Here is a 12414-nt window from a genome sequence, read left to right on the forward strand (position 1 = left end):
GCTCCACTCCCTGTTTGCCCCAGGCGCGAGCAGCCGCTCGGCATGGGGGCCTCCCAAAGCCGTTGTTGAATTCGAAGCGTCAGAAAGAAGACTTGCAGTTAGAAGACGTGCGGCCGGCCTCAGGTCGGCCGCACGAGGCGCGGGGCGTCAGGCGGCCCGCACCGTATCGAGGAATTTCGCGACCTCACTCTTGAGGCGGCCACTCTCGGTCGAGAGTGAGCGCGCGGATGCCAGCACCTGCGTCGAAGCCGAGCCGGTGGCGCTGGCGCCATGACTGACCTGGGCGATCTTGTCTGCGACTTCGACTGTACCCTTGGCGGCTTCACTGACGTTGCGTGCGATCTCGGCGGTCGCGGCACCCTGCTCCTCGATGGTGGCCGCAATCGTGGTGGAGATGTCCGAAATCCTGGAGATGGTTGCGCCGATCTCCTTGATGGCGCCGACGGAGTCTTCCGTCGCCGTCTGCATGCCGGCGATCTGCGCGCTGATTTCGTCGGTCGCTTTCGCGGTCTGAGCCGCCAGCGCCTTGACCTCGCTGGCAACCACCGCAAACCCGCGGCCGGATTCGCCGGCGCGTGCTGCTTCAATGGTGGCATTCAGAGCCAGCAGATTGGTCTGCTCTGCAATCGCCGTGATCAACTTGACGACGTCGCCGATCCGGCCCGCGGCCTTGAGCAATTCGTTGATGCGCGCGTCGGTGCGTTCGGCCTGCCTCACCGCCTCGCCGGCGATGCGGCTGGAATCGTGGACCTGGCGGCCGATCTCGACGACTGATGCGCTCATCTCCTCGGCGGCGGACGCAACGGCTCCGACATTGGCGGAGGCTTCCTCGGAAGCCGCGGCGACCATTCCGGAGAGTTGCTCGGTCTCTTCAGCAGTCCCCGACAGCGTGCCGGCGGCGGCTTCGAGCTGCTGGGAGGCCGATGACACCGAGTTGATGATGCCGCCGACCGAATCCTCGAACGCACCCGCCAGCCGGACCATCTCCTGCTTGCGCCGTGCGGCGGCCGCGGCCTCCTGATCCTTCTGCTCGGCCTCCATCTGCTCGATGCGGATCAGATTGTCCCTGAAGGTGCGGGCCGCACGGGCGTTGTCGCCGACCTCGTCGCCGCGGGCGGTGTAGGGAATCTCGACGGCCTTGTTGCCGCCGGCGAGCTGCAGCAGCACGTCGCCGATGCGCCGGATCGGCCGCGCGATGCTCAGCACCGAGAACAGGGCCGAGCCGGCCAGAACCAGGATCACGAGGACACCGACGGCCAGGCTGACCTGGGTTGCCTGCTCCAGCGCGGACATGAGCTGGCTCTGCCGCAGAGCCGTGTATTCATTGTTGGCGGAGACCAGCTTGTCGATCCGCGTGCTGATTTCCCTGGCTGCCGGAAGCACCCGCTCGTCGAGAATGCGCCTCTTGGCTTCCTCCGCCTTCACGGCTGCGCCAGTTGCAACCTTATAGCGTCCGGCGAGTGCGGCAAGCGTGTCTATACCGTCTGCGATCTCCTTGTCACCGGCGGACTGACGGACCTGTTTCAGGACGCGGATCATGGCGTCGGCGCGTCCGGAGACACGATCTTTTTGCTCGACGTCGCCCGTTGCCGTGAAATGCCAATCGGCGGCGCTGGCCGCCTTGAAGGACGCGTCGGCTTCGCGCAACGCGACCTCGATGTTGAGCTGGTTCTGTGACGCAGCGATTGCGGGCGACGCCAGCAGTTTCTCGAGGGCCTTGTTCCAGGCCTCCTCGATCTGGTTTGCCGCGGCGAATTCGGCGACGGCGGTGCCACGAGCCTGACCAAGATCGCTGCCGGCCTTCAGAGAGGCGTCGAGCAGGGTCTTCACCTCGCGACAGAGCTCTTTGGCTTCGGCGCGCTTGGACCGCTCCAATGCGGCGTCCATTTCGGTCGTGGCACTGGCGATGGAGCCGCGCAGCACGTCGAGATGTTTGGCGAGGCTCTCGGCGGAGGATGCAGATCCGATTTCCGCGATGGCAAGGCGTGCGCGGGTCACTGCGAGCTCGGCGCCCTGGGCATTGGCCTTGTTGGCGGTGTTGATGACCACCAGTCGGCTCAGGTCCGCGATCTGCTCGTTTCTGACTAGCTGGTTGCCGAGCATGCCGCCGACCAGAAGGACGCCCGCACTCGCGGTCAGTCCGAGCTTTGTACCGATGCGAAACCTGAACGATGGCATGCTTACCGCTCCCCCACACGCAAACCGAGTACTCCGCCCTATTACTAAATAGCGCGTGAATATTAAACTCCGTACAACTACAGGAGGTATCGATTGGAGAGTGTTTGGAACAGCGTGCAGCACATAGGTGCGATTTCCGCCGGATAGACGATCCCGGTGGTCGCCGCGACCGAGTGATGACCCATCCGGCCGGGTTCCCGATCGTGCCTTGCCGGTTTCCCCGACTCAGCCCTAGCGTGAGCTGATGCTTTTCCAGGATCGCCCCAATGCCTCTCGGCCGCAGTTCGGCGGCTCGCTGTTCGGCCGCCGCTTCTCTGGGCTGCTGCCATGGATGTTCGTGGTCGGCGTTGTCGTGGCGGTCGTGCTCACCTTCCGGCACGGAGCGAACTGGCCAATCCCGCACGGAGTCGACAGCCGGTCGCAGGACGCGGAGATCATCCTTCAGCAGTCCGGAAATCCCGACAGCCGCCAATCGATCGACGTCATCCGCACCATCGACGGCGACACCTTCCTTGCGCGCGTGCACCAACGCGATGGCCGCGATCTCGTCGCGCGCGTTCGCCTGCGCGGCATCGATGCGCCCGAGATGAAGGCGTCGTGCCGGGAAGAGCTGGATAAGGCTGAGGCGGCCACCGAGGCGCTACGCGGGCTGCTCCGCGAGGGTGGCGTCACGATCAGCAATCTCGGCACGGAAAAATATGGGCGCGTTCTTGCCGATGTCGCGACCAAACGTACCGCCAACGTCTCGGCCGCGCTGCTCGCGGGTGGTTACGCGCGCAGCTACAATGGCGGTCATCGCGACGGCTGGTGCACGCGCGGCTGGCGCTTCTGGTAACAAAAAGCCGCGTCAAATGACGCGGCTTTCGCTGTCCTGATCTCTTTGCTCAACGCGCCACGACCACCGTCGTGCCGACGGAGACGCGGCTGTAGAGATCGGTGATGTCGTCGTTGAGCATGCGGATGCAACCGTAGGAGACGAAGCCGCCGACCGAGCCCGGCACGTTGGTGCCGTGGATGGCATATTCGCCGCCGGCCAGCGTCATCGCCGCAACGCCCATCGGGTTGTGCGGGGAGCCGCCGGGAATGACGTCGGGGATGCTCGGCTTGTCGCGCTTCACTTCGGCGGGCGGTGACCAGGCCGGGTTGCGATATTTGCCGTCGATGCGGGTGGTGCCGGCCCACTGCTTGCCGGACTTGCCGACGCCGACCGGATAGCGCACCGCGTGGCCGTCATCGAGAATGAGATAGAGCCGGCGTTCGCTGGTTTTGACCACGATGGTGCCCGGCGAATAATTGGCCACATGCGACCCCACCATTTCCGGCCGCGCCTGCGCCGCCGTCGACATCAAGACCCCTGCCCCGATGGTGGCGGCCAGCGCCAATGCAATCTTCATCGACATCAATTTTCCCCTCAGCCCCGAACGGATCGTCCAAATTCACGCAAAACCGGCAATTGCCCGCTCACCCCGACATTCTTAACCGCGCTTGTTAACCGGATGGTTTCCACGCGCGGCCGCCGAGGGTCAGCCAGCAGAGGGAACAAAGGAAATGTTCGAAACAAAGTAAATGACCTGAAAACAACACTCGGCGGGAAAGATACAGCCGTGCCGCTACGCGCGCTGACAAGAGCGTGAGGATGTGAACGGGGGTTGTTTCGGGGGGAGCGGCAGCACGTGACGCGATCTCGTGTCCAGCACGCGGCGCGGCATGTCATGACGCGACGCGGAGCCGGGACCCAGTTCTTTGCACGTGGAGGCATGGGCTCCGGCTCTGCAGCGCACCGCTGAAGAAGCGCTGCGCTGCGTCCGGGGCACGAAGCCGTGCCTTACGCCGGCGTCTGCTTTCGGTACTGCCGGTTACTGACGAGGTCATCGACAACGCCGGGATCGGCCAGGGTCGAGGTGTCGCCCAGGCTGCCCGGCTCGTCCTCGGCGATCTTGCGCAGGATGCGGCGCATGATTTTGCCGGAGCGGGTTTTCGGCAGGCTTGGGGCGAACTGGATCTGGTCGGGCGAGGCGATCGGGCCGATCTCCTTGCGCACCCAGGTGACGAGCTCCTTGCGCAATTCCTCGGAGGGCTGGATGCCGGCCATCAGGGTGACATAGGCGTAGATGCCCTGGCCCTTGATGTCGTGCGGGAAGCCGACCACGGCGGCTTCCGACACCTTCTCGTGCGCGACCAGCGCGCTCTCGACTTCCGCGGTGCCCATGCGGTGGCCGGAGACGTTGATGACGTCGTCGACGCGGCCGGTGATCCAGTAATAGCCGTCGGCATCGCGGCGGCAGCCGTCGCCCGTAAAATACTTGCCCTTGTAGGTGGAGAAGTAGGTCTGCTCGAAGCGGGCGTGATCGCCATAGACCGTTCGCATCTGACCCGGCCATGACCGCGTCAGGCACAGATTGCCTGATGTCTCGCCGTCCAGCACCTTGCCGTCGGCGTCGACGATCTCGGGCACCACGCCGAAGAACGGCTGCGTTGCCGAGCCCGGCTTGAGTTTTGTCGCGCCCGGCAACGGCGTGATCAAAATGCCGCCGGTCTCGGTCTGCCACCAGGTGTCGACGATCGGGCAGCGGCCGTCGCCGATGACGCGGTGATACCACTCCCAGGCTTCCGGATTGATGGGTTCGCCGACCGAGCCGAGCAGGCGGAGCGAGGCGCGCGACGTCTTCGTCACGGGCTCGTCGCCCGACTGCATCAGTGCGCGGATCGCGGTCGGCGCGGTGTAGAAGATGTTGACCTTGTGCTTGTCGATGACATTCCAGAATCTCGAATTATCAGGGTAATTCGGCACGCCTTCGAACATCAGCGTGGTCGCGCCGTTCGCAAGCGGCCCGTAGAGAATGTAGCTGTGACCGGTGACCCAGCCGACGTCGGCGGTGCACCAGTAGATGTCACCGTCGTGATAGTCGAAGACATATTGATGCGTCATCGCGGCGAACACGAGGTATCCGCCCGAGGTGTGCAGCACGCCCTTGGGCTGGCCGGTCGAGCCCGACGTATAGAGGATGAACAGCGGATCTTCGGCGTGCATGTGCTCGGCCGGGCACTCCGTCGTCACCATCGCCGCCGCCTCGTGATACCAGAGGTCGCGGGTCGGATTCATGTCGACCGTGCCGCCGGTGCGCTTGACCACGACGACCCAGTCGACGCCGTCGGCTTTGGCCAGCGCCGCGTCGACATTGGCCTTCAGCGGCACCTTCTTGCCGCCGCGCAGGCCTTCATCGGCGGTGATGATCACCTTGGACTGGCAGTCGTTGATGCGCTGGGCAAGGCTGTCAGGCGAGAAGCCGGCGAACACGACGGAATGGACCGCGCCGATCCGCGCGCAGGCCAGCATCGCGTAGGCCGCTTCCGGGATCATCGGCAGATAGATGGTGACGCGATCGCCCTTCTTGACGTTGCGGGTCCGCAGGATGTTGGCCATCCGACAGACCTCGTCATGCAGCTCCTTATAGGTGATGTGCTTCGACTGCGAGGGATCGTCGCCTTCCCAGATGATCGCGGTCTGGTGGGCGCGCTTGTGCAGATGCCGGTCGATGCAATTATGGGCGACGTTGAGGATTCCGTCCTCGAACCATTTGATCGAGATGTTGCCGGGCGCGAAGGAGACGTTCTCGATCTTGGTCGGCGCGTGCATCCAGTCGATACGCTTGGCCTGCTCCGCCCAGAACGCGTTCGGGTCCGCGATCGAGCGCGCGTACATGTCCTTGTACTTGGCCTGGTCGATCCAGGCGCGCTTGGTCCATTCCGCGGGGACGTCGTAGATCTTCTCGGACATGTTTCCCTCCACATACGGCAAGCCGAGCATAAGCGATTGGCCAGCCGACTTTGATCGTTGAACGATTATGCGTCGGGCTAACCGGACCCGACAAGGTGCACAAGCTGGACCTTCGGCGAGCCGCCGGCCATGCGGAGAATCAAGCTGCACGGGCCGGCTGTCGCAAATCTGAAACAGGCCGAAAGGCTGCTTTCGGCTCTTTACCCAAATCTTGGGAATAGCCCGGCGCAGAGCCCCATGCGCCCTTGGAGGTATTTAGGAACCGTTCCTCACCGATTCGGGACTCGCAATACGGTTCGGAACACCCTAATTGGCTAACCCGGGTCCCAAGAGACCGTCCAAGAACCCCTTGGAACAAACATCAGAACAGCGGCATTGAACGGTAACAGGCAGGGCTAAGGCTTAACACTATGATGGATCAGCAGAATCTCGGGACGATGCGGCCCGCTTCGGCCGATCCTGCTGCCATTGCGCTGGCCAAAGCCCTCGGACAATGGCCGAAATCGGCCGGTTCCAGCCGTCCGAGCCCGAAAAAAATCTTCGACACGGCGCCCGCGGCGACGGTCGAGGCCCTCGCCAAGGAGCTGGGCCTGCGGCTCGGCGACCAAAACGAGCTGAAAATCCGGCGCATCAAGCGCGGCAAGGGCTATTCCTTCGTCCGTCCCAACGGCGCCCATGTCCGCGACGCCCGCACCATTCGCCGCCTGCACGCCATGGCGGTGCCGCCGGCCTATCGCGAGGTGCGCTACTCGGCCGATCCGACCACCCATCTCCAGGCGGTCGGTCGCGATGCCGCGGGCCGGCTGCAATATCGCTATCACGCCGATTGGGAGAAGGTCCGCGAGCATCGCAAGGCGCATCGCCTGGAAAAGCTCGTCGGGGCGCTGCCAAAGATCCGGCGCAAGGTGTCGGCGTTCCTGTCGGGCGACGAACCGACGCGTGAATTCGCGCTCTCGGCCGTGATCGAGCTAATCGCGCGGACCGCGATCCGTCCCGGCAATGAATCCTACGCTCGCCTCAACGGCACCCGCGGCGCGACCACGATGCTGAAGTCGAACGTCACGCTCGAAGACGACAGCTTCGTGCTGACCTTCAAGGCCAAGGGCGGCAAGGCGGTACGCAAGGAATGCGACGCGGCCAAGCTGGTGCGTGCCATCGGCATTTTGAACGGCGTTCCCGGCAAGCGGATGTTCCAGTATCGCGATGCCTACGGCATCGTGCGCGCGGTCAGCACCACGCAGGTGAATGCCTTCCTGCGCGAGATTGCCGGCATCAAGATTTCGCTGAAGGATTTCCGCACGCTGATGGCCTCGGCCGTCGTCGTGGAATCCTTGTCACGGATCACGCCGGCGGTCAGCCAGCGTGGCCGCAAGAAGCAAGTGCTGAACGCGATCCGCGCCGCGGCCGACCAGCTCTCCAATACGCCGGCGATCTGCCGCAAGAGCTATGTCCACGACACCATCGTCACCGCCTTCGAGGACGGCATCCTCGAACGTTTTGCGGCGACCATGAAGGGCCAGCGTTCGCAGGCGAGGCGCGAGCAGCTGTTGCAGCAGGTGGTCGCGACCGCGGCGGTGTAGCGAACTTCATGCTCGTAGCCCGGATGGAGCGAAGCGAAATCCGGGTTCGTGCGGCGTGAAGACTTTCCCGGATTGCGCTTCGCTCCATCCGGCTACGGCAGCGCCTAAACCCCGCCCATCTTGCAAACGAGCTTCCATTCCTCGGCCGTCACCGGCTGCACCGACAGACGCGAATATTTCACCAGCGCCATGTCGGCGAGCTTCTTGTCGGCCTTGATCGCGGCCATCGTCACCGGCGTTTTCAGGGGCTTGTCGGCCTTGATGTCGACGCAGACGAATTTTGCGGTCTTGTCGGTCGGGTCGAGGTAGGCCTCCTTGATGATCTCCGCGATGCCGACGATCTCCTTGCCCTCGTTGGAATGATAGAAGAACGCCTTGTCGCCCTTCTTCATGTTCACGAGGTTGATGCGCGCGGTGTAATTGCGGACGCCGGTCCAGGCTTCGCCCTTGGCGCCCTTCGCGACCTGCTGGTCCCAGGACCACACCGACGGTTCGGATTTCACCAGCCAGTAGTTCATCGCAACTTGCCCCAATCTCGGAAACGCCATCCCGCGTGCCGCGATGTTATAGCGGCGCGGCTGCCCGGGACAAGCGCGGGCAGCCGATATCCATTGCGGCACTCACTCCTTCAGATATCGATCGAAGAACTTTGCGATATCGGTGAAAGCTTCCCTCGTCTCCGGCACGTTGATGTTGAACTGGTACTGCGCGTGAGACTGTCCTTCATAGACATTGAGATCGGCGATCACGCCGGCGCGGCGCAATTTGCGATGCGTGCGGACCGTGTTGCTGAGGAACAGGTCGCGCGTGCCCGAGGTCAGGATGGTCGGCGGGAAGCCTTTGAAGTCGCCATAGATTGGCGAGATGTAGGGAGTCTTCAGATCTGTCCCGTTGGCGTATAGTTTCGCGGCGCGGCCGAGCCAGCCATCCCAGGTCACCAGCACATTGTCGACCCACTCATTGCTGGCATAGGTGTCGCCGAGCTTGTCGATATCGGACCACGGTGTGCCCGGCGCGATCGCCGCCGGCTTTGGCAGCTTCTCGTCCCTCGCCCGCAGCACCATTGCGAGCGTCATCGCGCCACCTGTCGACGTGCCGAAGATCGCCATCCGGCGCGAATCGTGCTCCTTGGTGACCTCCTTCCAGACCGCCATCGCATCGTCCATCGCGGCGGGATAGGGGAAATCTGGCGGCATGCGGTAGTCGACCGAGATCACCTTGAAGCCGCCGAAACCGGCCATCATGATTGCTTCCGGCAGTGCGGCTTCGCCGGGCCCGAACACATAGCCGCCACCGTGGACATGGAGCAGAAGGCGCCGACGATTCTCCGGCGGGATCTTGTTCGGCGTGACGATGAAGCAATGCACGCCGGCGATCTTCGTCTCCTCGACCTTGACGCCGAGCTTCTCCTTCATCGCGGGAATGCCGGCGATTGACAGTTTTGCGCGGCGATCTATCAGCTCCTTCCATTCGGCCGGGCTTTTCGGGTCAGCATTGAAATGCGGCGGAAACGGCGCGCCGATCATGGCCTGCATGTCGGAGCTGACGTCGTTCGAAGGATTGATGATCGACTTGACGGGAGCGACCCGCTTGCCGTTCTCGGCATTGGCCGCCGCCTCGTTCCTGGCGAGCTCGTCATAGGAGAGTGCGGCCTGGGCGCGGACGGCGTTGGGTAGCATAACGGCGGCAAGTGTGATGATGGCGATCGAAACGATCGCGCGATGCGGTTTGCGCATGCGTTTTCCCCTGGATCCGTTTCGTTGTTGTTGGACCGGGATCCTGCGGTGTGCCGCTAGGCTAGACCAGCGAGCAAAGCTCGTGAAGTACCGCCGTGAGGGGCGCGGCTATTCCTCGGCCTTGAACGGCCGCGTCAGCAGCCCCTCGATCGCTGCATCGATCGTCAGCCTGTTGTCCAGGATGGCGGCCACCGCTTGCGAGACCGGCATGTCGACATTCCCAGCCGCCGCGAGCTCGACCAGCACCGGCGCAGTGAACGCACCTTCCGCAAGCTTGCCCGCCGGCGCGGCTTCCCCGCGTCCGAGCGCAAGACCGAGCGCGAAATTGCGCGATTGCGCGGTCGAACAGCTCAGCAGCAAGTCGCCGAGGCCGGAAAGGCCCGACAGCGTTTCCGTGCGCGCGCCGTAGGCACGGCCGAGCCGCGCCAGCTCGCTGAAGCCGCGCGTGGTCAGTGCGGCGAGCGCGGAGGCGCCGAGGTTGCGGCCGACCACGATGCCGGCGGCAATCGCCAGCACGTTCTTGGCCGCGCCGCCGATCTCGACGCCGCGGACGTCCGTCGTGTGATACGGTCGGAAGGTCGCCGAGCCCAGTGCCTGCACGAGCGCGCTGGCTAAGGCCTCGTCCTTTGCCGCCAGCGTCACCGCTGTCGGCAGGCCGCGCGCAACGTCGTCGGCAAAACTCGGACCCGACAGGATCGCGGGCTGCGCATGGGGCGCGGCCTCCGCGATCACGTCGGTCATGAATTTGTGGGTGCCGTGCTCGATGCCCTTGGCGCAGGCGACGACCGGCGTCGGATTTGCAATGTGCGAGGCCAGCATGTTGACCGCACCGCGCAGATGCTGCGCCGGTGTTGCGATCAGCAGCATGTCCGCGCGCGCCGCGAGCGCCAGATCGCTCGTAACGACAATCTCCGGCGCCAGTCTTACACCGGGCAGCCGCGGATTGTCGCGGGTCGAAGCGATGCGCGCCGCATGCTCGGCGTTGCGTGCCCACAGCGTTACGTTCCGTCCGGCCCGCGCCGCCACCATCGCCAGCGCCGTGCCCCAGGCGCCTGCGCCGATCACCGCGACGGATTGGAACGCGGTCATGGTCAGTATCCCGCCCGCGTCTTGCCGTAGCCCGCGGGCGCCGTCGCATTTGCATCGAGCAGCCAGCGCGCACGGGGCTGGGCTTCCATCGTGTCGGTCAGGCCGAGAGCGAGGCGCTCGGCGCCGGCCCAGGCGATCATCGCACCATTGTCGGTGCAGAGCGCAGACGGCGGCATGATCAATTGCGTCTGCGCCTGCTTGGCAACGTCGTCCAGCGCGCGGCGGATCGCCTGATTGGCGGCGACGCCGCCGGCGGCCACCAGCGCATGCGGTGCGCCGAACCGCTCGCGGAAAAGCCGCAGGCCAACCCTCAGCCGGTCGGCCGTGGAATCCAGCACGGCGGCCTGGAAACTCGCGCAGAGATCATTGATGTCCTGTGGTGTGATCTCAGTCAGCCGGCTCGCCTCGGTGCGGACCGCTGTCTTCAATCCCGACAGGGAGAAATTGGCGTCGGGGCGGCCCTGCATCGGCCGCGGCAGCGCAAAGCGCGTGGCATCGCCGCTTGCTGCCGCGCGCTCGACCTGCGGACCGCCGGGATAGGGCAAGCCCAGCATCTTCGCGACCTTGTCGAAAGCTTCGCCGATGGCATCATCGACGGTGGTGCCGAGCCGCACATATTGGCCGACGCCGGTGACCGCGACGATCTGGGTGTGGCCGCCCGAAGCGAGAAACAGGCAATAGGGAAATTCGATGCCGTCGGTGAGGCGCGGCGTCAGCGCATGCGCCTCCAGATGGTTCACCGCGATCAGTGGCGTGTCGTGCACCATCGCGATCGCCTTCGCGGTGGTGAGCCCGACGATGACGCCGCCGATCAGGCCTGGCCCCGCAGCCGCCGCGACACCGTTGAGCTGGGCATAGTCGATGCCGGCCTCGTGCATGGCGCGGTCGATGATGCCGTCGAGCATTTCGACATGCGCGCGGGCGGCGATCTCCGGCACCACGCCACCGAAGCGGGCATGCTCCTCGATCTGGGACCGCACGATGTTGGACAGGATCTTGCCGCTGCCGTCAGGCGCGCGCTCGATCACGGCCGCGGCGGTTTCGTCGCAGGTGGTTTCGATGCCCAATACCAGCATTGGCGAATTGTTATCCAATTTGCGCCCTTCTCACCCCCCTTGCGCTCATCCGCAAAGCAGAGTTCTGGTAACGCGGTAGCATTCCGGGGTCGGCTTGCGCAATCGTCACGCGCAGCCTTCCCTCGCGAATGCGTCACCGTCACGCGGTTCGGGAACACCAGCGATGTCCATCCTTGTCACACGGCCGCATCCCGACAACGAGGCGACGGCGGACAATCTGCGCGCACGAGGGCATGTGGTGTTGCTAGCGCCGGTGCTCAAGTTCGAGCCGGTCGCTTTTCACGACGAGAGCGAGGCGAATTATAGCGCCATCATCGTCACGTCGGCCAATGCGATCCGCGCCGTCGCGCCGTTGTTGCAAGATCCTGGCTTACAAGATCCTGGCTTAAAGGACCTTGGCCTCCTCAAGCTGCCGCTGTTTGCGGTCGGCGAGCACACTGCGACTGCCGCACGCGATGCCGGCTTTGGCGAGGTGATCATTGCCGGCGGCGATGCCGCTTCCTTGCGCGACAAGGTCATTCAAAGTGTGCGCGAGAAGGTGCTGAAAAAGAAGGGTACGTTGCTCTACCTCGCCGGCGCTGATCTGTCGCGCGATCTCGGTGGTGAGCTCGGAGCCGAAGGATTCAGCGTGGTCACGCAGACCACCTATCGCATGGCCCCGGTCAAGATTCTCCCGCGCGACGTCTGCGACGGCTTTGCCGCGCATGGCATCAGGGCGGTGCTGCATTACTCCCGGCGCAGCGCGCGGGCCTTCCTGGAGGCGGCACGGGACGAAGGTGTCGAAATCTCGGCGCTGGCGATTCCGCAATGCTGCCTGTCCGAGACCGTCGCGGCGGTGTTGCGCGATGCCGGGGCGTCGCAGGTTCTGGTGGCCGCGTCGCCGGACGAAAACGCCTTATTTGGCACCTTGGAGCGTGCTTTGCGCACCCGTTTGGCGTAAGAGGTCGGGCCGAATCCGACGCAATCGGGTCCATTTT

At 64.5% G+C, this 12414-nt stretch carries 10 protein-coding genes; 3 read left to right on the forward strand and 7 right to left on the reverse strand.

Features of this window, described 5'->3' with window-relative positions:
- Positions 1–147: 147 nt before the first annotated feature.
- Positions 148–2178 (reverse strand): methyl-accepting chemotaxis protein, encoded by a 2031-nt coding sequence (locus BMW89_RS15570; RefSeq protein WP_092027789.1) that lies wholly within the window; start codon positions 2176–2178, stop codon positions 148–150.
- A 244-nt stretch (positions 2179–2422) separates the two neighbouring features.
- Between BMW89_RS15570 and BMW89_RS15575 the strand changes: the two genes are divergently transcribed.
- The gene (locus BMW89_RS15575; RefSeq protein WP_092027791.1) at positions 2423–3013 is read left to right on the forward strand and encodes a thermonuclease family protein; all 591 of its coding nucleotides are present in this window, start codon (positions 2423–2425) and stop codon (positions 3011–3013) included.
- 49 nt (positions 3014–3062) lie between these two features.
- Here BMW89_RS15575 and BMW89_RS15580 read toward each other — a convergent pair whose 3' ends face one another.
- Both BMW89_RS15580 and acs read right to left on the reverse strand, forming a co-directional pair.
- Entirely contained in the window at positions 3063–3578 is a 516-nt protein-coding gene (locus BMW89_RS15580; RefSeq protein ID WP_092027793.1) for a L,D-transpeptidase, read from the reverse strand.
- 425 nt (positions 3579–4003) lie between these two features.
- Complete coding sequence (gene acs, locus BMW89_RS15585) at positions 4004–5956, reverse strand: acetate--CoA ligase (protein WP_177196074.1); 1953 nt, start codon at positions 5954–5956, stop codon at positions 4004–4006.
- A gap of 410 nt (positions 5957–6366) precedes the next feature.
- Here acs and BMW89_RS15590 point away from each other — a divergent pair, with 410 nt between their 5' ends.
- Positions 6367–7536 (forward strand): DNA topoisomerase IB, encoded by a 1170-nt coding sequence (locus tag BMW89_RS15590; RefSeq protein ID WP_092027795.1) that lies wholly within the window; start codon positions 6367–6369, stop codon positions 7534–7536.
- A gap of 104 nt (positions 7537–7640) precedes the next feature.
- Here BMW89_RS15590 and BMW89_RS15595 read toward each other — a convergent pair whose 3' ends face one another.
- The 4 genes from BMW89_RS15595 to tsaD all read right to left on the reverse strand — a co-directional run bounded on the left by BMW89_RS15595 (position 7641) and on the right by tsaD (position 11437).
- A complete protein-coding gene (locus tag BMW89_RS15595; protein ID WP_092027797.1) occupies positions 7641–8054 on the reverse strand; it encodes an EVE domain-containing protein in 414 nt (137 codons plus the stop codon).
- A 102-nt stretch (positions 8055–8156) separates the two neighbouring features.
- Positions 8157–9272 carry an alpha/beta hydrolase gene (locus tag BMW89_RS15600; protein WP_092027800.1) on the reverse strand — a complete coding sequence of 372 codons (1116 nt, stop codon included), beginning with the start codon at positions 9270–9272 and terminating at the stop codon, positions 8157–8159.
- A 108-nt stretch (positions 9273–9380) separates the two neighbouring features.
- Positions 9381–10361 (reverse strand): NAD(P)H-dependent glycerol-3-phosphate dehydrogenase, encoded by a 981-nt coding sequence (locus BMW89_RS15605; protein WP_092027802.1) that lies wholly within the window; start codon positions 10359–10361, stop codon positions 9381–9383.
- Between the two features lie 2 nt (positions 10362–10363).
- Positions 10364–11437: a tRNA (adenosine(37)-N6)-threonylcarbamoyltransferase complex transferase subunit TsaD gene (tsaD, locus tag BMW89_RS15610; protein ID WP_092027804.1), complete on the reverse strand. Its 1074-nt coding sequence runs from the start codon at positions 11435–11437 to the stop codon at positions 10364–10366.
- Between the two features lie 163 nt (positions 11438–11600).
- Between tsaD and BMW89_RS15615 the strand changes: the two genes are divergently transcribed.
- Positions 11601–12377, forward strand: coding sequence for a uroporphyrinogen-III synthase (locus BMW89_RS15615; protein WP_092027806.1), 777 nt, complete (start codon positions 11601–11603; stop codon positions 12375–12377).
- The last annotated feature ends 37 nt before the right edge of the window (positions 12378–12414 follow it).

Source organism: Bradyrhizobium sp. OK095 (assembly GCF_900109945.1).
In the GTDB taxonomy this organism is placed as follows: Bacteria; Pseudomonadota; Alphaproteobacteria; order Rhizobiales; family Xanthobacteraceae; genus Bradyrhizobium.

What these genes read in the sequence shown, in the direction of transcription:
- BMW89_RS15570 (WP_092027789.1), bottom strand. Translation starts at nt 2,178, where the DNA reads ATGCCATCGTTCAGGTTTCGCATCGGTACAAAGCTCGGACTGACCGCG.
- BMW89_RS15575 (WP_092027791.1), top strand. Translation starts at nt 2,423, where the DNA reads ATGCTTTTCCAGGATCGCCCCAATGCCTCTCGGCCGCAGTTCGGCGGC.
- BMW89_RS15580 (WP_092027793.1), bottom strand. Translation starts at nt 3,578, where the DNA reads ATGTCGATGAAGATTGCATTGGCGCTGGCCGCCACCATCGGGGCAGGG.
- acs (WP_177196074.1), bottom strand. Translation starts at nt 5,956, where the DNA reads ATGTCCGAGAAGATCTACGACGTCCCCGCGGAATGGACCAAGCGCGCC.
- BMW89_RS15590 (WP_092027795.1), top strand. Translation starts at nt 6,367, where the DNA reads ATGATGGATCAGCAGAATCTCGGGACGATGCGGCCCGCTTCGGCCGAT.
- BMW89_RS15595 (WP_092027797.1), bottom strand. Translation starts at nt 8,054, where the DNA reads ATGAACTACTGGCTGGTGAAATCCGAACCGTCGGTGTGGTCCTGGGAC.
- BMW89_RS15600 (WP_092027800.1), bottom strand. Translation starts at nt 9,272, where the DNA reads ATGCGCAAACCGCATCGCGCGATCGTTTCGATCGCCATCATCACACTT.
- BMW89_RS15605 (WP_092027802.1), bottom strand. Translation starts at nt 10,361, where the DNA reads ATGACCGCGTTCCAATCCGTCGCGGTGATCGGCGCAGGCGCCTGGGGC.
- tsaD (WP_092027804.1), bottom strand. Translation starts at nt 11,437, where the DNA reads ATGCTGGTATTGGGCATCGAAACCACCTGCGACGAAACCGCCGCGGCC.
- BMW89_RS15615 (WP_092027806.1), top strand. Translation starts at nt 11,601, where the DNA reads ATGTCCATCCTTGTCACACGGCCGCATCCCGACAACGAGGCGACGGCG.